This window comes from Bradyrhizobium xenonodulans (assembly GCF_027594865.1).
Taxonomy (GTDB): Bacteria; Pseudomonadota; Alphaproteobacteria; order Rhizobiales; family Xanthobacteraceae; genus Bradyrhizobium; species Bradyrhizobium xenonodulans.
In genome coordinates this window covers 4,683,435-4,701,506 of record NZ_CP089391.1, presented here as the reverse complement: position 1 = coordinate 4,701,506, position 18,072 = coordinate 4,683,435, and the positions used below count along the sequence as shown (strand labels likewise).

Here is an 18,072-nt window from a genome sequence, read left to right as displayed (position 1 = left end):
GAGGAGCTCTTGCGAGGAAGCAATCCAGACTTCCAGTGCGGATGCAGTATGGATTGCTTCGCTTCCGCCTTCACGCTCTGAGCTTCGGCGGACAAGTGGCTCGCAATGACGAGACGAGAGATCTAGCCCGCCTTCAGCGCCGCGATCAGCTTGGCCGCGTTCTCTTCGAGCACCTTGACATCTTCCTTGCGGCTGGCGGGTGGCAGCATGGCGACGCCGTCGTGGCGCGGCATCACGTGCATGTGGAGATGAAACACCACTTGTCCGCCGGCGGGCTCGTTGAACTGCTGCACGGTGATGCCGTCGGCCTCGAACGCCTTCATCGCGGCCGCCGCGATCTTGTGCGCGCCGCGGGCGACATGGGCATAGTCGTCGGGTTTGATGTCGAGAATGTTGCGGGCAGGGGCCTTCGGGATCACCAGCGTGTGCCCGGGCACGCGCGGCATGATGTCGAGGAAGGCGAAGACGTGTTCATCTTCATAGACCTTGTGGCAGGAAAACTCGCCGCGCAGGATCTTTGCGAAGATGTTGTTGGTGTCGTAGACGGTCATGGCGGCAGCTCCCAAGAACTTGCAAGGACTTTGCGCTTAGAATTTCGCGCTTACTCTCACCAAGCGACGGTAAACCGTCAAGGCGCCTCGTCGATGCCTTTGCGGAACGGGCCGAGCTCGGCGAGCTCGCGTCCGGCCTCCGCGACATAGGCGCGCTCGCGCTTGAGGTAATCGTCGATGCCACGGCGCAGGCCGGGGTCGGCGATGAAGTGGGCGGAGTGCGTTGTGCGCGGCAGGTAGCCGCGCGCGATCTTGTGCTCGCCCTGCGCACCGGCCTCGACATGGGTGAGGCCGCGCTTGATGGCGAAATCGATCGCCTGATAGTAGCAGACCTCGAAATGCAGGAACGGGTGATGCTCGACTGCGCCCCAGTTGCGGCCGAACAGCGTGTCAGAGCCGATGAAGTTGATTGCGCCTGCGATCCAGCGGTCATTGCGGCGGGCCATCACCAGCAGCACATCCTCGCTCATGGTCTCGCCGATCAGCGAGAAGAATTCTCGCGTCAGATAGGGCCGGCCCCATTTGCGTGAGCCGGTCTCCATGTAGAACATGAAGAACGCGTCCCAGGCATCCTCGGTGAGGTCTTTGCCCGTGAGCCAGTGGATGGTGATGCCATTGGCGAGCGCGTCGCGCCGCTCGCGCTTGATCGACTTGCGGTGGCGCGAATTCAGCGTGGCCAGGAAATCGTCGAAGCTGGCAAAGCCCTCGTTGCGCCAGTGGAACTGCTGGTCGGTGCGCTGGAGGAAGCCGTGCTGGGCAAGCAGCTTCCATTCCGCCTCGCGCGCGAAGGTGACGTGGACCGATGAAGCCTTGCTGACGCCGCACAGCGCCACCAGTCCGCTCGCCAGGGCGTCCGTGATGCGCTCGCGGTCGACGCCGTCGCGGACCAACAGCCGCGGCCCCGTCGCCGGCGTGAAGGGAACCGAGACCTGCAGCTTCGGATAGTACCGTCCGCCGGCGCGCTCATAGGCATCCGCCCAGCCGCGGTCGAAGACGTATTCGCCCTGGGAGTGCGATTTCAGATAGCAGGGCACGACGCCGGCGACGCGGCCGTCGAGCTTCGCCACGAGATGCCGCGGCCCCCAGCCCGTGCGGATCGTTGCCGAACCCGATTTCTCAACGGCGGAGAGAAATGCATGGGAAACGAACGGGTTATAAGCGGGTTTTAAGAGACCGAGGGAATCGCCTTGGAGGGCGGATGAGGTTCCCGCGCCATGCCCGCTGCAAGCCTTGTCGTTAAAGGCGTTGCCGGGATTGGCGCAGGCGTCCCAATCCTCGGCGGACACCTCGCCAATGGAGGGGACCGCCTCGAGCGTGATTTCAGATGATGCCATCGTGCCCAAGATCGTGCATTGCAGCAGCGACTTCAAGAGGCGGGGAACCATCAAGCCCTACGGCACGAACCCCTCGAAAATCATCTGGTCAGCATATTGCCCGACCCGCGTTCGCTGCTCGGGCGTGCGCACCGTCCAGCCGAGCAGGGCGCAGCCGAAGACGTTGCGGGCGATCCAGGGGGCGGGGGCCGGGAGGTGGTCGACCTTGAAGGCGACGAAGTGCGGCTGGGTCTGAAAGCCGTGGCGCAGATACAGCATGCTGTCGCGCTGCTCCTGGGTGAGCTTGGCCCAGTATTCGTCCTCATAGGTCCGCTGCGCGACGATGCCGCGCGGGCGGTTTGGCAGCAGCTCGCGTAGCGCCAGCACCTGGTCGGGATCGAAGGACATGCCGACGGCGGGGCCGTCATAGGACGCCAGCACCTCGGCCATCCGCTTCACCAGCTTGCGGTCGTCGCCAAAATGGCTCTTCACTTCGATCACCAGCGGGACGCGGCCGGCGACCATGGTGCAGAGGTCGGACAGCGACATCATCCGCTCGGCCGTGTCCTTGAACGTGACCGCTTTCAGCTCGGCTGCGGTCTTCGAGACCACCTCGCCGGTGGCCTCGGTGAGGCGGCCGAGCGCGTGGTCGTGATGCACCATCGCCTCGCCGTCGGCGGAGAGCTGGATGTCGACCTCGATTGCGAAATTGCCTGCGATCGCAGCCTGCACCGCGCCCGGCATGTTCTCGACGATACCACGGGAAATGTCATGCAGGCCGCGATGGGCGACCGGCCGGGCTGTCAGCCAATCTGGAGCGCGCATGCGCGTCAGGCGACCTCGAACACGCCGTCGACCTCGACCGCGGCATCTGCGGGCAGCGAGGCGACGCCGACCGTGGTGCGGGCATGGCGGCCCTTGTCGCCGAAGGCGGCAACCATCAGATCGGAGGCGCCGTTGAGCACCTTCGGCCCGTCCAGGAAGTCGGGCGCCGAGTTGATGAAGCCGCCGAGGCGCACCACGCGCACGACCTTGTCGAGGTCGCCGAGCGCCGCCTTGACCTGGGCCAGCAGGTTCACGGCGCAGCCACGCGCGGCGGCCGCGCCGTCCTCGATCGAGACGCCGGCGCCGAGCTTGCCCTTGGCGATCAGCTTGCCCGCGGGGTCGAAGCAGACCTGGCCGGAGACGAACAGCAGATTACCGGTGCGCACGAACGGCACGTAATTGGCCACCGGAGTGGGGGCCTCGTGCAGCTTGATGCCCTGTTCCGCCAGTTTCTGCTCGACCGTGCCCGCCATGTTCGACCTCGTTGTCCAAAAAATCATCCGCCCGGGGTGTTTCCGTTGGGGACCCGGGCGGGCCCTGTTTCGCCCATCGTGCCGCCACATGCAAGCAACCGGCGAGGGCTGCATTTTCTTGTGGCAGAGCAGCAGGTTCAACGCGGAGGCCGCAAATTTACGTGAAACGGCCTCAGTTGCGACGCAATGGAACGGTCACTAAACTGTCGAATCTGCGCTTCCAAAGTGCGCTCCCAAGGATGAGACATGGTGCACCTTTTCCGGACTTCGCTCGGTGTGATGGCGCTCGCAGCGGCTGCTTTCGGTCCGGGCGCAAGGGCAGAGGCCGCCAGCGGCCCGTTCCTCGCGCATCAGGCGCTCTATGATCTGAGCCTCGTCAAATCGCGCTCCAACTCGGTCAACAACGCGCGGGGCCGCATCCTCTACAATTTCACCGGAAGCTCGTGCGAGGGTTACACCTCCGAATTCCGCCAGGTCTCGGAGCTCGACAGCGGCGAGGGCAAGGTCACGCTGAGCGACCTCCGCTCCAATTCCTGGGAAGATGCTGCGGGCAAAAGCTACCGCTTCAAGATCGAGACGCGGATGAACGAGGCCGACGCCGGCCGGGTCGATGGTTCGGCCGAACGCGACGGCGACCACATCAACGTCAAGCTGAAGCTGCCGGCGCCGAAGAGTTTTACGCTCGACGGCAAGATCGTGTTTCCGACCGAGCAGATCCAGCGCATCATCGCGGCCGCCAGGGACGGCAAGTCGTTGCTGGAGCTCTCGGTCTATGACGGCTCCGACGACGGCCAGAAGGTCTACAACACGCTGACCGTGATCGGCCAGCCGGTCTCCGCCGAGCGCACCACCGCGTCCGACCCGACGACCTCTGACGAGCACATGAAATCGCTCAAGCGCTGGCCCGTCACCGTCAGCTATTTCGACCGCGACGCCCAGCAGAAGGAAGGCGAGCAGACGCCGGTCTACGCGATGGCCTTCGAGCTCTACGAGAACGGCGTCTCGCGCCAGCTCGTGCTCGATTACAACGATTTTGTGATCTCGGGCGCGATGGGCAAATTCGACGTCAAGGACAGCAAGCCCTGTAATTGAGGGCGACTAATCTCTCACCGTCACCCTGAGTCGCCGTAGGGCGACGGCCCGGCCGCAGCACCTCGGCCGCGCATCCTTCGAGGCTCGCTGCGCGAGCACCTCAAGATGACGGAGCATGAGGGGTGCTCGTCGCATCTAGCTCTTAGCGCGCTCTCCCGCTACGCTGCCCCCAATCACAAACTCCGGGAGCCAGCCCATGACCAAGCTCGACCATCTCCGCCCCAGCGGCCTGCATCACAATCCCGCTTATTCGCATGTCGTCACCGCCACGGGCGCGCGCACCATCTACATCTCGGGGCAGGTCTCGACCGACGAGGAGGGGCGGATCGTCGGCGAGGGTGATCTCGCCGCGCAGACGACGCAGGTGATGCAGAATCTCGGCCATGCGCTGAAGGCGGCCGGCGCCACCTACGCCAACATCGTGAAGATCACGACCTTCGTGGTCGGCTACAAGCCGGAGCTGCGCCCGATCATCGGCAAGGCCCGCTCGGCCTTCTTCGAAGGCATGGAGCCGCCGGCCTCGACGCTCGTCGGCGTTTCCGCGCTCGCCGCGCCGGAGTGGCTGATCGAGATTGAGGCGATCGCGGTTGCGGATTGAGGGGTGGGAATGACGTCGCAGGATTCAATTCGGATTGCGGCAGCGCTGATGAGCAGGAGCGATGGACGCGTTCTGCTCGTCAGGAAACGGGCCACCGAGAGCTTTATGCAGCCGGGCGGCAAGATCGAGCCCGGCGAGCATCCGCAGGCCGCGCTGAGGCGGGAATTGTCCGAAGAGCTTGGGATCGAGGTCGATCCGGACGAGATGAGCTATGTCGGACGATACACCGCGCCTGCTGCGCACGAGCCGGGCCGGCTGGTCGATGCGGACATCTTTCGTGTCGCCGTCGCGCGTTCTGTCCGTCCCGGCGCGGAGATCGAAGAAATTCTCTGGCTGGACCCGAATGCCCCTGGATCCGTGAAGCTCGCACCCCTGACGCGCGACAAGCTGCTTCCAATGTGCTCGCGCGCTGCGGGAGCGACGGATTAGTCCAAGCTGGTCTCTGCCATATCCTGGAGAGCGGCCATCGCATCTTCGACCCGGTCGGAGGGTACGAAGAGATGGTCGTGGTGGAAGGCTGAAACGGCGTTCACGCTGATGCCGCATTCAGCCAGATGCGTGGTGACGGCCGCAAGAAAACCCACCGCATCGAGTGCGGAGTGAGCCGTCAGGGTGATCAGGCGCGAGGGGAATGCGTAGCGCAGTCCCGCCGCTTCGGCTTCTTCGCGCAGCATCACCAGCGTCGTGCCTTCCTGCTCGCGAAACGCAAGCAGCGGATTGAGTGCTGCGGGAATGGGGGCGTTTGGCGGCATCGTGCAAAACACGAAGATGCCGGCCTGCAGCTCCGGCTTCATGTCTCTCAGCAACGCGTCGAGGTCGCGTTCGGCGGCCATCACTCCTGCGCCTTCTCCGGTCCCTCATACGCAATGCCGCGGATCACCGCGGCATTGCCGAACTTCTTGCGCAGGCTGTCCACCGCGCGTTCGGCATGCGCCGCGCGGCGGTCGAGCATGTCGGTGTCGTCGGCGGGCGAGCCTTCACGCAGCGCGCTGACGCCGGCGCCCATCAGGCGGAAGGCGGTGCCGTCGATCTCTTTCGCCAGCATCTCGCGGCAGATCGAGAAGATTTTTGCGGCGAGCTGCGTCGGGGCGGCGATCGATTGCGAGCGGGTGCGCTGGCGGAAATCGGCGGTCTTCAGCTTCAGTGTGACGGTGCAGCCGGCGAGCTCGCTGCTCTTGAGGCGCGACGACGTCTTCTCGCACAGCCGCCAGAGTATCTTCTCCAGCGTCGCGAAATCGCGGATGTCGGTCTCGAAGGTGGTTTCGCTGGAAATCGTCTTGGCGCCCCGATCAGGCTCGACGCGGCGATCGTCGATGCCGCGGGCGAGCCGCCACAGCCTGCGGCCGTCGCTCGGAAACTGCCGCATCATCTCGATCTCGTCGGCCTTTTGCAGGTCGGCGATGATGCGGAAGCCGCGCTGCACGAGGCGCTCCTGTGTGGCCGGCCCGACGCCGAAAATGAAGCCGACCGGCTTCTCGGCCAGCATCGTGCGTGCTTCCTCCTGGTCGAGCGCGGCAAAGCCGCGCGGCTTGTCGAGGTCGGAGGCGATCTTGGCCAGGAACTTGTTGCAGGACAGGCCGACCGAGACGGAGATGCCGATGTCGCGCTCGACCTCGCGGGCAAAGCGCGCCAGTACCTTGGCCGGGATCATGCCGTGGACGCGCTCGGTGCCGGAGAGATCGAGGAAGGCCTCGTCGATCGAGAGCGGCTCGACCAGCGGCGTCAGCGCCTGCATGGCTTGCCGTACCTCGCGGCCGACCCGGACGTACTTCGCCATGTCGGGCGGAATCACCATCGCATGCGGGCAGGCTTCCAGCGCCTTGAACATCGGCATCGCCGAGCGGACGCCATAGGTGCGCGCGATGTAGCAGGCGGCCGACACGACGCCGCGCTTGCCCCCGCCGATGATGACCGGCTTGTCGGCGATGTCAGGATTGTCGCGCTTCTCGACCGTCGCATAGAAGGCGTCGCAGTCGATATGGGCGATGGTCAGGCCCGCAAGCGCGCGGTGGCGGATGAGGCGGGGGGAACCGCACGCGGAACAGCGCCGCACGCCCGGCTTCTGCACGTCAACATCCAGGTCGGCCGAACAATCCCGGCAGAAGCAGCGGGGCCCGGCCGGGTCGGGGGTGGTCACGGCACGTCGCGCTCCCAATTGGGGTCGCCGAGCGCGTCGCCCAGGACCTGCCGCGCCGCAGCAACGTTGGTCGGGTGCAGCTCGGCGGTCGCGGCAAAGGCCTTCACGGTCGCGTCATCGCGCATCACGAAATCGAGCACGCTGAGGAGGAAATTCGGGTCCGAGGCGGCGTTGCGCAGGGTCTCGGGGCCGACGCCTGTCTCGGCCAGGAACAGGCCCAGCCGCTCCGGCTCGCTCGCGACGAAGGACAGTGCCTGAATCGCAACGATTTCAGCGACTTCGCGGGGGTTGTGAACAGGCTTTTTCACGCGGCCGGTTTGCCTTTCCGTTAACTTTCGGTGTCTACTTTGGAGTCATCATGCCCGAGTCTTCGGCTTGAGTCTTGTGACCCAGAGATTTGCGACCCTGGACAAGCAACTGGAAACCACATCGCAGAAAGTCGGCCCTCGGGTTTAACGAAACTCAAGCGAATCTGAGGCTAGTTTGAATCCAGTTTTCGAAGCGCCGCCGAGCGGCGCCTGAGGCGTCACATGCATCGGTCCATCGGACCATCAGGAGGGCGGGATGGCTAAGACCGTCCTGATCGTGGAAGACAACGAGCTCAACATGAAGCTCTTCCGCGACCTGTTGGAGGCGCACGGCTACCAGACCTCGGGCACCAGCAACGGATATGAGGCGCTCGACCTCGTTCGCAAGATGCGGCCCGACCTCGTGCTGATGGATATCCAATTGCCGCAGGTCTCCGGCCTCGAGGTGACGCGCTGGATCAAGGACGATCCGGAGCTGCGCGCCATTCCCGTCGTCGCAGTCACGGCGTTCGCGATGAAGGGCGACGAAGAGCGCATCCGCGAGGGCGGCTGCGAAGCCTATTTGTCCAAGCCGATCTCGGTCGGCAAATTCATCGAGACGGTCCGGCGTTTTATCGGATAGGAAGTGAGTTCACAGTGTCCGCGCGTATCCTGGTCGTCGATGACGTTCCTGCCAACGTCAAGCTGCTCGAAGCCCGCCTGTCCGCCGAATATTTCGACGTGATGACCGCCTCGAACGGCACCGAGGCGCTGGCGATCTGCGCCCGCGCCGAATGCGACATCATCCTGCTCGACGTGATGATGCCCGACATGGACGGCTTCGAGGTCTGCCGCCGCCTCAAGACCGACCCGGCCACGCACCACATTCCCGTCGTGATGGTCACCGCGCTCGACAGCCCCTCCGACCGCAACCGCGGGCTGGAAGCCGGCGCCGACGATTTCCTCACAAAGCCCGTCTCCGACGTCGTGCTGATCGCGCGGGTGCGCTCGCTGACGCGGCTGAAGATGATGACCGATGAGCTGCGCATGCGCGCCATCACCTCGCTCGAGATCGGCATGCAGGCGCCCGAGCGCAGCGCTGTCGCCGACACCGGCAAGGGCGGCCGCATCCTGCTGGTCGACGACCGCCAGTCCTCCTATGAGCGGCTCGCGACGATCCTCGCCGCCGAGCACACCATCGACGTCGAGCCGAACCCGACGGAAGCGCTGTTCCACGCTGCCGAGGGCAATTACGATTTGCTGATCGTCTCGCTCGACCTCAACAATTTCGACGGCCTGCGGCTCTGCAGCCAGGCGCGCTCGCTGGAGCGCACGCGCCATGTGCCGATCCTGGCGATCGCGGACCCCGAGAATTCGACCCGGCTTCTTCGTGGGCTCGAGATCGGCGTCAACGACTATCTGCTGCGCCCCATCGACAAGACCGAGCTGCTGGCACGCGCCCGCACCCAGATCCGCCGCCGCCGCTACACCGATCATCTGCGCGACAACGTGCAGAACTCGATCGAGATGGCGATCACCGATGCGCTCACCGGCCTGCACAATCGCCGCTACATGGAGAGTCATCTGGCGACGCTGGCCGAGCAGGCCTCGACCCGCGGCAAGCCGCTCGCGCTGATGATTTTGGACATCGACTACTTCAAGTCGATCAACGACAATTACGGCCACGACGCCGGCGACGACGTCTTGCGCGAGTTCGCCGTGCGCGTGCGCAAGTCGATCCGCGGCATCGACCTTGCCTGCCGCTACGGCGGCGAGGAGTTCGTCATCGTGATGCCGGAGACCGATCTGCACGTCGCCGGCATGGTCGCCGAGCGCCTGCGCCGCTCGATCGCGGGCGAGCCGTTTGCCGTTCACAAGGGAAGCAAGCGCATCGAGGTCACGATCTCGATCGGCCTGACCACGCTCGAGCAGAAGGGCGAGGCGGTCGCCGACGTGCTCAAGCGCGCCGACACGGCGCTGTATCGTGCCAAGCACGACGGCCGCAATCGCGTGGTGTCGCAGGCGGCGTGAGGCCGTTCGCACAAAACTGCGAAAACAACCCCATGCACAGTAGCCGACGCCAGCTAAATCAATGGCTTACGCGGGTGGCAAAACGGCTTGCGCGGACAGGCGTTTGACTCGTCGGGCAAAACAGGCGGATCTTGCGATCATCCCACAATTTGCATCACCGGACGCCGCGCCGAGCCGCCGCCACGACATCATGCTGATCCGCGGAACTGGCTTGGTGAGGCGCCAAAGCGGCGCCGAAAGGCCTGGTTGAAATATGAGATGTCGTTGAAACCGCAGGCGTAGGCGATCTCGCTCACCTTGAGCCGGCCGTGGTGGCGCGACATGAGCGCCGTTCTTGCCTTTTGGAGCCGCAATTCCAGCACGCGCTCGGTGAAGCTCGTTCCGGTCTCATGCAGGAGAGCCTGAATGTAGCGGGGCGACAGTCCGATCTTTTGCGCAAGGCAACGCGGCGAGAATGCCGGATTCGTGAAACTCGCGCGGATCTCGGCAAGAATCTCGTGCAGCCGCGCCGCGCGCAGGCCCCGCAGGGTGGCAATTTCGGCGGCATCGCGGCCGGCGCCCAACGCCAGCGCGACAATATCCAGCACGGTGGTGCCGATGTGCCGGTCCAGATCCGGATCGGTCCCGATCTCGTCTGGATCGAGCACGCTCTCCAAATAGCGCTTGAGATGACGCAGTGCCGGTTGGCCGGGATCGAGCGGCCTTGCCATCAGGTCGTCGGCACGGGGAACGAGCTGCAGCAGACGGTCGCGGGCGATCGTCACCGTCGCCCATTCGCCTGGTGCCGCGACCATCATCTCGGCGGCCGCGCCGTTGGTCCCGACGAACGCGCCACCGGCTCCGGCCGTCGCCTCCCGGCCAAACTGTGACAGTTGTAGCGGGGCCGTCCCGCGATTGAGCAACAGACAAAAATCATCATCAGGGCCGCGTGCAATGGCGCTTGCGGAGCGGGAAAACCGTTTCAGCGTTCCGTCGAACAACGCAACGCGCAGATCGGAAAATTGCGCAAATTGAAATCGAGCGCGAAAGGCGCAGTCCTCGAAGCGCGAATAGTCGACGCAGCAAGTGAGCGCCTCGAATTGCTCATGCCAGTGCGCGAACCGCGCCGCGTCGCCGAGGTGCGCAGGAAGCTGGTCCGAGGTGAAACTAATTCGGTTCATCCTGACCTCGCTCGTTCGGCCCTCTCGATTGCGGGGCCGCATGCACAACGAAATGACCTTGTCTGTTTAACGCGGGAACTGCGGTTTGAGGACAAGAAATTCCAGGCGCGGGCTGCCGAATGCGTCGTAGCCAAATTTTGATGCGCTGGAGCGAAACGTCTGGCCGATCTGTTGCTCCGCAGTCACAGCGCAGAGACCTCCGCAAAGGCTGCGCCGTAGCGAAATTCGACAGCGCCCGCGAACAACGTGGTACGGCGGCCCCGGTTATTGCGGCGCGCGTTTGCGGCCCTTCACCGGCTTCGGCGCGCCATCCCCCACATCCACCCCCGCATTCCGCAGCAGCACGATCGCAGCCTCCTTCGCGGCCCGCGCCATCGCGGGATCGTCGCGGACGAGATCCTGGGCGATGGAGCCGTCGACCAGCAGCACGAGCTGCGTCGCGAGCGCATCCGCCTCCGCAACGCCGAGTTCGCTCAGCCGGTCGCGAAACCAGATGCGGCGGCTTTCCTTGAAGGCGATTGCGATCTTCTTCACGGCACGGTCAGTCGGGCCAAGCTCGGCGACCGCATTCACGAACGGGCAGCCGCGAAAATCTTTTGCCGCAAACCGCCGCTCGAGCGAATCGAAGGTGGCGAGAATCTGCTCGGCCGGCGGCCTGTCGGAGGGGCGTGCATGGACGAAGCGGCGCTCCAGATAGGCCGCGATCAGCGCGTCCTTGGACGGGAAGTGGTTGTAGAGCGTGCGCTTGGAGATGCCGATCTCGGCCGCGATGGTGTCGACGCCGATGGCGCGAATGCCTTGCAGATAGAACAGCTTGTCGGCGGTCTGAAGGATCCGCTCTTTCATCGTCTGTGGGGCGGGCGGGGGAGCCATGCGGTAGCGTGCATCCTGTTCGCTTGACAGCACCGCCCATTCATAGCCTAAGTACACAGGTCTGTGTAACTAAAATCAATGGCAATCGCAGACGACGGCTGTTGCGCCGCGCCCCCGAGGGAGACAAAAAATGCCCCTGTTGCAGGTCCTGCGTCCGACATTGCCCATCCTGATCGGCGCCTCGATCATGCTGACGCTGAGCATGGGGCTGCGGCAGAGCCTCGGCATCTTCATGCAGCCGCTGACCCACGACATCCACATCTCGATCTCGGATTTCACGCTGGCCCTTGCCGTGCAGAACCTCGCCTGGGGCTTTCTCCAGCCGCTCGCGGGCGCGATGACGGTGCGCTACGGCTTCCGGCCCATCATGATCGTGGGCTCGCTGATGTACATCGCGGGCCTTGTGCTGATGGCGACGGCGAACGGGCTCGTCAGCATCATGATCGGCGCCGGCGTGCTGATCGGGACCTCGCTGGCCTGCACGGCGGCGGCGATCGCGATGTCGGTGGCGGCGCGCGCGGTGCCCGAAACCGTGCGCTCCACCGTGCTCGGCATCGTCTCCGGCGCAGGCTCGCTCGGCGCGCTGCTGTCGGCGCCGATCGGGCAGATGCTCAACGAGGGTTTTGGCTGGCGCGTCGGCTTGGCCGGCTTCGTCATCATGTCGGTGCTGATGATCCCCGCGGCCTGGTATGCGGGCCGCGTCGACAGAATCCCGCTGCCCAAGCCCGCCGCCGACGACATCGGCGATGCCACCGCCGCGATCGCGGCGAGGACCGCGTTCGGCAACGCGTCCTTCGTGGTGATGACCTGCGCCTATCTCGTCTGCGGCATGCAGCTCGTGTTCCTGACCACGCATCTGCCGTCCTATCTTGCGATCTGCGGCCTCGATCCGATGCTGAGCGCGCAGACGCTCGGCATGATCGGCGGCTTCAACGTGCTGGGCTCGCTGTTCTTCGGCTGGGCCGGCCAGCGCTGGAACAAGCTGGCGCTGCTGGGCGCCATCTACATCCTGCGCTCGCTCGCACTCGCCTGGTACTTCATGCTGCCGGCGACGCCGTTCTCGACGCTGCTGTTCGGCGCCATCATGGGCTTCCTCTGGATGGGCGTCGGCCCGCTGGTCGCGGGCGCGGTCGCCGAGATGTTCGGCCTGCGCTGGCAGGCGATGATCCAGGGCCTCGCCTTCATGAGCCACCAGATCGGCAGCTTCCTCGGCGCCTATGGAGGCGGGGTGCTCTATGACGCGCTCGGCTCCTACACCATGGCCTGGCGCATCGGCGTGGCGCTCGGACTTGCCGGCGGCATCGTGCAAGTGGCGTTCGCGCTGATCAGGCCGTCGCAGCCGCCGGCGCCGGTGCTGAAGGCGGCGTAGGGCGGGGAGGGAAAGAACGTCCGCTTGGACAGTTCGCGCCCGCGCTGAGCTAGTCACCTGCCGAAAGTCCATCGCCGCCGGAATGATGGTCGCTTCCGGCATCTATCGAAGGGCCTGGGCCATCAATATCTGCCCCAAGGCCGGACGCCTTTTTCCGACGCGGCCATGCCAGCGCCATTCCGCCGGCGACGATCAGGAACAACGCAATCACGGCTATCCAGTGCGAGATCATGCGCGCCTCAAAGTCTGTCGTTTTCGTGCAGATCGTTGCCGGGCCGGATCTCCTGCGTGAGATTGTCGAACACTTGCGCCAATGATCGCCGGCTCTTTATCTGCCGTTGTACAACCTATAATCGAAGCTCAAAGATCGATACCGCCGTAAAGGTTTGTTGGTTAATCAGTTCTGACGAGATCGACGTGCGGGTTACGACGCGTCTGGTTCCTGCAGGACGGCCTGGCGCATCGGCGTGGCGTTGGGCTTGGCTGGCGGCATCGTGCAAGTGGCGTTCGCGCTGATCAGGCCGTCGCAGCCGCCAGCGCCGGTGTTGAAGGCGGCGTAAGAGGAGAGGCGGCTCATGAACGTCCGCTTGGGAGTTCGTGGCGAACGACGCGCTGCTTCGTTGTGAACGACAGCGTGCGACCTCAAGCTGACTGCCGTTTGAACTGCTCAGATCACAATCGAGGGGGCTGGTCGCAAAGAAGGCTATCAAATTCAGAAATGGAGCCATTTCACCTCCCTGGCCACCTCGTACAGTTCGGGCTCTGAATGAGAGTGCGTGTCTGAATTTGGCCCGAAGCAGACGTTAGCTGCTCTGCCGACTGCCTTTCCGTGCAAAAAGTGCCAGCAAAGGATAAATCAGTGCGAGAACGAAGATCGCGCCAAATAGGTAAACCGCGAATCCTCGACCAGCCGGCGCATTGATCACAAACGCAAACTCTCTCGCTTCAGAGAACCGCATTGGCAAGTTGAGTACGGTCGAAATGACATGACCGACCCGATCATCTGGGCAGGTGAAGCTTTGCTGTGCGGTAGTCCAGCTGCATCCTACGGCTTTCAGCGCGGGATAGGCGGCAAGCTCGAACGGGGCTACAACGAGAGCAGCACCCACGATGCATACGCAAAGTAGACTCACAACTCGGAGAATACCGAGCATTCTCGAATTCGCCATTCACCAAGGATATCAATGTTGATCACGACTTACGACTGTCTTTGGTTGGCTACTTAAAGCGAAGTCATAATATTGGTGAACGGATGTTGTGTCGGGCAAGTCCGCTTTTGGACCCTTAGCTGATTTTGAGACTCCCACGTTGCACTTCCTTGAAGGCAGCGGACTGCCTCCGAAGGAGCGCGGTCTTGGCTGGCGTCGCTGACTATCGGATTACCTTTATTCGATGTTGGCGCTGCAAAATCGGACCGGTTGGTCTTATCGGAACGCAATAGGTCGCTCTTCGGTGCCCTGGGAGCCCGGGCGCTGGGGACGTTGCGCGGCCGGTCATCAACTTGCTCGGTGGATTTGGGCGACGGCCGTTCAACGGCTTCAGCGGAGCAATCGCGAGACGTCAACCCTATTATTTAGTTGCACTTGACCAATGAGCTGGCGTGGCTGCAACCTTTCGCCTTTCTATCAATCGGAATTTCATCGAACCATTTGACCGGAAACATGCTGCATGAGCGAAGTAATCTATAGGGATGGCTCTTACCTAGCTAATAACCCTAGCTGGCACGAAGAGGACTCCCCTTGGAAGGCGCGGCAGATCGTCAGATTGCTCGAGGCAAACAGGCTCAAACCTTCGACAATCTGTGAAATTGGATGCGGCGCGGGAGGTATATTGACGTCCATGGCGCGCGAGATGTCGCCAACAACGAGATTCAAGGGTTATGAGATTTCACCCGATGCATTCGCGTTATGCGCATCCAAGCGCGCATCCAACGTCCAGTTCTCTCTAACCGATCTTCTGGCCGAAGACGCCGAACATTTCGATGTCGTCCTAGCGATCGACGTATTCGAACACGTGGAAGACTATTTCAGCTTCCTAAGAAAGTTGAAGCCGAGAGCAACCTACAAGGTTTTCCACATTCCTCTCGACATGTCCGTACTTTGGACTCTTCTGAAGTGGCCGATCGTGAATGGCCGCAATCGCGTCGGACATCTCCATTACTTCATGAAAGATACCGCCCTTGCGACGCTGCGAGACAGCGGCTACGAGATCGTCGATTACTTTTATACGCCATGCGGTATCGAGCTGCCCAACCTGTCGGTCCTCGACCGTTGCTTGAAATTGCCTCGAAAGGCAGCCTTCTCTGTGCACCAGGATCTTACCGTCCGGCTTTTGGGTGGATATTCGCTTCTGGTGCTCGCGAAGTGATTGCATGCGATTGTGAACCCAAAACGCTCTTGGGAGACTTCCACATTGCCGACCAACGGTTCGAATCCCCTGAAGGGAGCGAACAGTTAGTCCCCCGTTACCGGACGGTAGCAGGCTTTCGACGCGAACGACCCAGGCGAACCTGCGGAAGCGGGCGCTTAGTCGTCGCTTATCCGGGAAGGTTCACGCGTTCTGGCAAATTTCCCGCCTCGCCAGCGCGCGCATGCAGACATAGGATCGGTCTCTCAGGGCGACGTGACTCCAGCTCCAATCGATTCATTCTGAATTCCTGCGTTGACGCCGGAAGCGGAGCTGCTCGTCGAAGCCGCTCATAAAAAAGCACAGGGGGGGACCATCATGTCCGCGTTGTCACGCCGCGATTTCCTGGCACTTTCGACATCCGCTGCAGCCGTCGGCCTCGCCGCGCCGGTGCGGGCTGCGATGGGGCCGAACGATAAATACGATCTGGTGATCCGCGGCGGCGAGGTGCTCGACCCCAGCCAGTCGCTGCGCGCCCGACGCGATATCGGCATCCGCTGGGGCATCATCGAAACGGTGCAAGAGACGATTCCCCCCGAGCGCGCGCTGAAAAGCATCGACGCGTCAGGCAAGCTCGTGATGCCCGGACTGATCGATCTGCATTGTCACGTCTACCCTTACGGCTCGGCCATCGGTATTCCCGCCGACGAGCTCGTCCAATTCCAGGCCACGACCACCGTCGTCTCGGCAGGCGATGCCGGGGTCAACAATCTGGCGGCGCTGCGCCGGTTCATCGTGGCCCAGACGCGGGCGCGGATGTACGCCTTCGTCCATATCGCCAATAACGGCCTGTCGGCGTTCCCGGCCGCCGAACTGTACAATATCGACGTCGCACAGACCGAAGCCTGCGCGATGGCGCTTGCCGAGAACGCCGATTTCCTGCTCGGCGTCAAAGTGCGGATGTCGGAGAACGTGATCTATAAGCATGGACTCGAGCCGCTGAAGCGCGGCATCCAGGCTTGCGAGATGTGCGGCTGGCCGGCCAAAATGATGGTGCATATCGGCGGCGTCGAATCCAAGGAGCTGATGTCGCAGATTCTCGACTTGCTCCGTCCGGGAGACGTGCTGACGCATGCCTATTCAGGCGCCCCGAACATGTCCAACGTCTTCACCAATATCGTCCAGGAAGGCAAGCTGCTGCCTGCGGCGCTGGCGGCCAAGCAACGTGGCGTCATGTTCGACGTCGGTCACGGCGGCGGCAGCTTCGATTTCACCGTGGCGGAGGTGGCGATCCCCGGCGGCTGCACGCCGGACACGATCTCGTCCGACATCCACGTCTTCTCCGGCAATTCGCCAGGCATTCCGTTCCTGCCCAACGTGATGAGCAAGTTCATGACGCTGGGCTTCACGCTGGAGCAGGTGGTCGCGATGGCCACCACAGCGCCGGCGAAAATCATCGATCGCGCGCCCAAGATCGGCACGCTGCAAGTCGGTGCGCCCGGCGACGTCGCCATCATGGAGCTGGTGGAGGGGCCGGTCAGCTTCGTCGACACCCGCAACAACAAGAGGGACGGGAAGGCCTATCTCAAGCCGATCCAGACCGTCATCAACGGCGTGCCTTTTGGTCGGCCCTATCAGGCGCCGTTCGCTGTCAGATAGGGAGCCGGCCGGCAGTGAACGTGCGCGACGCGCGAGTCGTCGTGGGCGTGCGCTTCTTGGGCAAGCTTTCGAGAGCTAAGACGCCGCGACGGTCAGCTTGACAGCGACCGGCCGCGGAAGGCGCAGCCCCCGCGCCAGCGCAGGGCGGCGCGACAGCGGCCGTCTCGCCGGCAGCTTGCCGAAATGCGCGAGGGCTTGCATCAGCGCGACCCTGACGGCGGGCTCGATCTTCGCGCAGATGAACCAGCAGGCCAGGACCAGCATGCCAAGCGCGAGCCATACGGCCGAGGTGGCATCGAGGCCCGCCTCGACCAGGGCACGAATGATCGCGGAGCCGACGACGTTGTGAGTGAGGTAGAGCGGATAGGTGATCAATCCGAGCGTTCGCAAATAAGCCGGAGCTTCGGCAGCGGCGGTGCCCGCAGAGCGTCTGTTCCTGTTCGCGGCACGGGCAATGAGCAGCACCGCGGCGGCCCAGACCATGACCGGCACAAGGGCTGATTGATCCGCGATGGCGGGTATCGACGTCAAAAAGAAAGAGGCGAAGAAATAGATTTCAGCGGCACCCGACAGACACGTGACGGCAATTGCGGCCTGCTCGAGCGCGGTCAATTGTCTGTTTGCAGAAATGAACAGCCAGATCCCCAGCGCGAAGAAGCAGCCATGGCTCAACAGGAACGCTGCGCACGGCACCCGAAACATCAGAATGACGAGATAGGGCAGGTCGGATGGCGTCGTGCAGGATGCGACCAGCAGCGCGATAGCGTTGAACATTGCGCTGTAGATGGTGAGACCGAAGGCCAGGTGCCGGAGCGTGATCTTCTTCGTGAGCATCGCGCAGAATACGAGACCATAAAACGCCGTCTCGGCGGCCAGCGTCCAATAGACCTCGTCGAGCCACTGACCTGTGACTCCCTTGGGAACCATCAGCATGGCGTGGATGTAGGGCAGGATCAATTCGGACGCCGGTCCACTCCCGAAGAGCAGCAGAACGAGGAAGGTCGCGGTGGCGCAAACCCAGACCGCCGGATAAAGTCGGAGTGCGCGGCCGAGAAGAAACTCGCCCGGCGAGGTCGTGCTCGCGGAATTCGCGATGACGAAACCGGAGATGACAAAGAAGATCTCGACGCCGACCCAGCCGAACCATGTGAAGGGCGCGGCGGACGGGAAGAGAACATCGGCGGCGACGGTGCGCTCGAAACCCGGGACGCCAATCGAAGCCCAGGCCCATGACCAGAACATCTGGTGAAAAATGGCGACTCCGAGAGCGGCGGCGAAGCGCAGCGGATCCAGCAGCGGCAAATGGCTCTTCACGGGAATGGACCAAATTCATGCAACGATCCCGCTGGAGATATTGA

General features: G+C 63.3%; 20 protein-coding genes and 1 pseudogene. 10 read left to right on the top strand and 11 right to left on the bottom strand.

Annotated elements, in window-relative coordinates; translation table 11 throughout:
* Positions 1 to 122: 122 nt before the first annotated feature.
* From I3J27_RS22245 to I3J27_RS22230, 4 genes are all read right to left on the bottom strand, one after another.
* On the bottom strand, positions 123 to 551 hold the full coding sequence (locus I3J27_RS22245) for an HIT domain-containing protein (protein ID WP_270160565.1): 429 nt from the start codon (positions 549 to 551) through the stop codon (positions 123 to 125).
* Between the two features lie 77 nt (positions 552 to 628).
* Positions 629 to 1,885, bottom strand: coding sequence for a GNAT family N-acetyltransferase (locus tag I3J27_RS22240; RefSeq protein ID WP_270160564.1), 1,257 nt, complete (start codon positions 1,883 to 1,885; stop codon positions 629 to 631).
* 57 nt (positions 1,886 to 1,942) lie between these two features.
* Positions 1,943 to 2,689, bottom strand: a complete 747-nt coding sequence (locus I3J27_RS22235) for a glycerophosphodiester phosphodiesterase (RefSeq protein WP_270160563.1) — start codon at positions 2,687 to 2,689, stop codon at positions 1,943 to 1,945.
* A gap of 5 nt (positions 2,690 to 2,694) precedes the next feature.
* The gene (locus I3J27_RS22230; protein ID WP_018321130.1) at positions 2,695 to 3,162 is read right to left on the bottom strand and encodes a RidA family protein; all 468 of its coding nucleotides are present in this window, start codon (positions 3,160 to 3,162) and stop codon (positions 2,695 to 2,697) included.
* 246 nt (positions 3,163 to 3,408) lie between these two features.
* On the opposite strand from I3J27_RS22230, the gene I3J27_RS22225 reads away from it, so the two are divergent.
* The 3 genes from I3J27_RS22225 (at position 3,409) to I3J27_RS22215 (ending at position 5,281) form a co-directional block, all read left to right on the top strand.
* Entirely contained in the window at positions 3,409 to 4,254 is an 846-nt protein-coding gene (locus I3J27_RS22225; RefSeq protein WP_270160562.1) for a cell envelope integrity EipB family protein, read from the top strand.
* A 196-nt stretch (positions 4,255 to 4,450) separates the two neighbouring features.
* The gene (locus tag I3J27_RS22220; RefSeq protein WP_270160561.1) at positions 4,451 to 4,852 is read left to right on the top strand and encodes a RidA family protein; all 402 of its coding nucleotides are present in this window, start codon (positions 4,451 to 4,453) and stop codon (positions 4,850 to 4,852) included.
* A gap of 48 nt (positions 4,853 to 4,900) precedes the next feature.
* Positions 4,901 to 5,281, top strand: coding sequence for an NUDIX hydrolase (locus tag I3J27_RS22215; protein ID WP_370691850.1), 381 nt, complete (start codon positions 4,901 to 4,903; stop codon positions 5,279 to 5,281).
* Here I3J27_RS22215 and I3J27_RS22210 read toward each other — a convergent pair.
* The 3 genes from I3J27_RS22210 to I3J27_RS22200 are packed head-to-tail and all read right to left on the bottom strand — an operon-like array spanning position 5,278 to position 7,297.
* Positions 5,278 to 5,685, bottom strand: a complete 408-nt coding sequence (locus I3J27_RS22210; RefSeq protein WP_270160559.1) for an ACT domain-containing protein — start codon at positions 5,683 to 5,685, stop codon at positions 5,278 to 5,280. The two genes, I3J27_RS22215 and I3J27_RS22210, sit on opposite strands and share 4 nt — an antisense overlap.
* On the bottom strand, positions 5,685 to 6,989 hold the full coding sequence (locus I3J27_RS22205; protein ID WP_270160558.1) for a DNA polymerase IV: 1,305 nt from the start codon (positions 6,987 to 6,989) through the stop codon (positions 5,685 to 5,687). The genes I3J27_RS22210 and I3J27_RS22205 overlap by 1 nt, the downstream gene beginning before the upstream one ends.
* Positions 6,986 to 7,297: a DUF3572 domain-containing protein gene (locus tag I3J27_RS22200; protein ID WP_270160557.1), complete on the bottom strand. Its 312-nt coding sequence runs from the start codon at positions 7,295 to 7,297 to the stop codon at positions 6,986 to 6,988. Before I3J27_RS22200 ends, I3J27_RS22205 begins: the two co-directional genes overlap by 4 nt.
* Positions 7,298 to 7,553: 256 nt before the next feature.
* Here I3J27_RS22200 and I3J27_RS22195 point away from each other — a divergent pair, with 256 nt between their 5' ends.
* Together I3J27_RS22195 and I3J27_RS22190 are read left to right on the top strand one after the other, a co-directional pair.
* Positions 7,554 to 7,919, top strand: a complete 366-nt coding sequence (locus tag I3J27_RS22195; RefSeq protein WP_008566616.1) for a response regulator — start codon at positions 7,554 to 7,556, stop codon at positions 7,917 to 7,919.
* A 14-nt stretch (positions 7,920 to 7,933) separates the two neighbouring features.
* Complete coding sequence (locus tag I3J27_RS22190) at positions 7,934 to 9,307, top strand: PleD family two-component system response regulator (RefSeq protein ID WP_270160556.1); 1,374 nt, start codon at positions 7,934 to 7,936, stop codon at positions 9,305 to 9,307.
* A gap of 188 nt (positions 9,308 to 9,495) precedes the next feature.
* On the opposite strand, the gene I3J27_RS22185 is transcribed toward I3J27_RS22190, so the two are convergent.
* Together I3J27_RS22185 and I3J27_RS22180 are read right to left on the bottom strand one after the other, a co-directional pair.
* Positions 9,496 to 10,509: an AraC family transcriptional regulator gene (locus tag I3J27_RS22185; RefSeq protein ID WP_270160555.1), complete on the bottom strand. Its 1,014-nt coding sequence runs from the start codon at positions 10,507 to 10,509 to the stop codon at positions 9,496 to 9,498.
* A gap of 222 nt (positions 10,510 to 10,731) precedes the next feature.
* Positions 10,732 to 11,340 carry a TetR/AcrR family transcriptional regulator gene (locus I3J27_RS22180; protein ID WP_270160554.1) on the bottom strand — a complete coding sequence of 203 codons (609 nt, stop codon included), beginning with the start codon at positions 11,338 to 11,340 and terminating at the stop codon, positions 10,732 to 10,734.
* Between the two features lie 130 nt (positions 11,341 to 11,470).
* On the opposite strand from I3J27_RS22180, the gene I3J27_RS22175 reads away from it, so the two are divergent.
* Positions 11,471 to 12,709 (top strand): MFS transporter, encoded by a 1,239-nt coding sequence (locus tag I3J27_RS22175; protein ID WP_270160553.1) that lies wholly within the window; start codon positions 11,471 to 11,473, stop codon positions 12,707 to 12,709.
* Positions 12,710 to 12,758: 49 nt separating this feature from the next.
* On the opposite strand, the gene I3J27_RS22170 is transcribed toward I3J27_RS22175, so the two are convergent.
* Complete coding sequence (locus I3J27_RS22170) at positions 12,759 to 12,941, bottom strand: hypothetical protein (RefSeq protein ID WP_270160552.1); 183 nt, start codon at positions 12,939 to 12,941, stop codon at positions 12,759 to 12,761.
* 193 nt (positions 12,942 to 13,134) lie between these two features.
* Between I3J27_RS22170 and I3J27_RS39200 the strand changes: the two are divergent.
* From I3J27_RS39200 to I3J27_RS22150, 4 genes and pseudogenes are all read left to right on the top strand, one after another.
* Positions 13,135 to 13,269: pseudogene (locus I3J27_RS39200) on the top strand (MFS transporter); the annotation flags it as partial.
* Between the two features lie 426 nt (positions 13,270 to 13,695).
* On the top strand, positions 13,696 to 13,836 hold the full coding sequence (locus tag I3J27_RS22160) for a hypothetical protein (protein ID WP_270160550.1): 141 nt from the start codon (positions 13,696 to 13,698) through the stop codon (positions 13,834 to 13,836).
* Positions 13,837 to 14,377: 541 nt separating this feature from the next.
* A complete protein-coding gene (locus I3J27_RS22155; RefSeq protein ID WP_270160549.1) occupies positions 14,378 to 15,076 on the top strand; it encodes a class I SAM-dependent methyltransferase in 699 nt (232 codons plus the stop codon).
* Positions 15,077 to 15,433: 357 nt separating this feature from the next.
* Positions 15,434 to 16,714, top strand: a complete 1,281-nt coding sequence (locus I3J27_RS22150) for an amidohydrolase family protein (RefSeq protein WP_270160548.1) — start codon at positions 15,434 to 15,436, stop codon at positions 16,712 to 16,714.
* 75 nt (positions 16,715 to 16,789) lie between these two features.
* Here I3J27_RS22150 and I3J27_RS22145 read toward each other — a convergent pair whose 3' ends face one another.
* Positions 16,790 to 18,028: an acyltransferase family protein gene (locus tag I3J27_RS22145; protein WP_270160547.1), complete on the bottom strand. Its 1,239-nt coding sequence runs from the start codon at positions 18,026 to 18,028 to the stop codon at positions 16,790 to 16,792.
* Between the last annotated feature and the right edge of the window lie 44 nt (positions 18,029 to 18,072).

Coding starts and splice junctions, on each gene's coding strand:
- I3J27_RS22245 (WP_270160565.1), bottom strand. CDS start 551: ATGACCGTCTACGACACCAACAACATCTTCGCAAAGATCCTGCGCGGC.
- I3J27_RS22240 (WP_270160564.1), bottom strand. CDS start 1,885: ATGGCATCATCTGAAATCACGCTCGAGGCGGTCCCCTCCATTGGCGAG.
- I3J27_RS22235 (WP_270160563.1), bottom strand. CDS start 2,689: ATGCGCGCTCCAGATTGGCTGACAGCCCGGCCGGTCGCCCATCGCGGC.
- I3J27_RS22230 (WP_018321130.1), bottom strand. CDS start 3,162: ATGGCGGGCACGGTCGAGCAGAAACTGGCGGAACAGGGCATCAAGCTG.
- I3J27_RS22225 (WP_270160562.1), top strand. CDS start 3,409: ATGGTGCACCTTTTCCGGACTTCGCTCGGTGTGATGGCGCTCGCAGCG.
- I3J27_RS22220 (WP_270160561.1), top strand. CDS start 4,451: ATGACCAAGCTCGACCATCTCCGCCCCAGCGGCCTGCATCACAATCCC.
- I3J27_RS22215 (WP_370691850.1), top strand. CDS start 4,901: ATGAGCAGGAGCGATGGACGCGTTCTGCTCGTCAGGAAACGGGCCACC.
- I3J27_RS22210 (WP_270160559.1), bottom strand. CDS start 5,685: ATGGCCGCCGAACGCGACCTCGACGCGTTGCTGAGAGACATGAAGCCG.
- I3J27_RS22195 (WP_008566616.1), top strand. CDS start 7,554: ATGGCTAAGACCGTCCTGATCGTGGAAGACAACGAGCTCAACATGAAG.
- I3J27_RS22185 (WP_270160555.1), bottom strand. CDS start 10,509: ATGCGGCCCCGCAATCGAGAGGGCCGAACGAGCGAGGTCAGGATGAAC.
- I3J27_RS22180 (WP_270160554.1), bottom strand. CDS start 11,340: ATGGCTCCCCCGCCCGCCCCACAGACGATGAAAGAGCGGATCCTTCAG.
- I3J27_RS22175 (WP_270160553.1), top strand. CDS start 11,471: ATGCCCCTGTTGCAGGTCCTGCGTCCGACATTGCCCATCCTGATCGGC.
- I3J27_RS22170 (WP_270160552.1), bottom strand. CDS start 12,941: ATGATCTCGCACTGGATAGCCGTGATTGCGTTGTTCCTGATCGTCGCC.
- I3J27_RS22160 (WP_270160550.1), top strand. CDS start 13,696: ATGACCGACCCGATCATCTGGGCAGGTGAAGCTTTGCTGTGCGGTAGT.
- I3J27_RS22155 (WP_270160549.1), top strand. CDS start 14,378: ATGAGCGAAGTAATCTATAGGGATGGCTCTTACCTAGCTAATAACCCT.
- I3J27_RS22150 (WP_270160548.1), top strand. CDS start 15,434: ATGTCCGCGTTGTCACGCCGCGATTTCCTGGCACTTTCGACATCCGCT.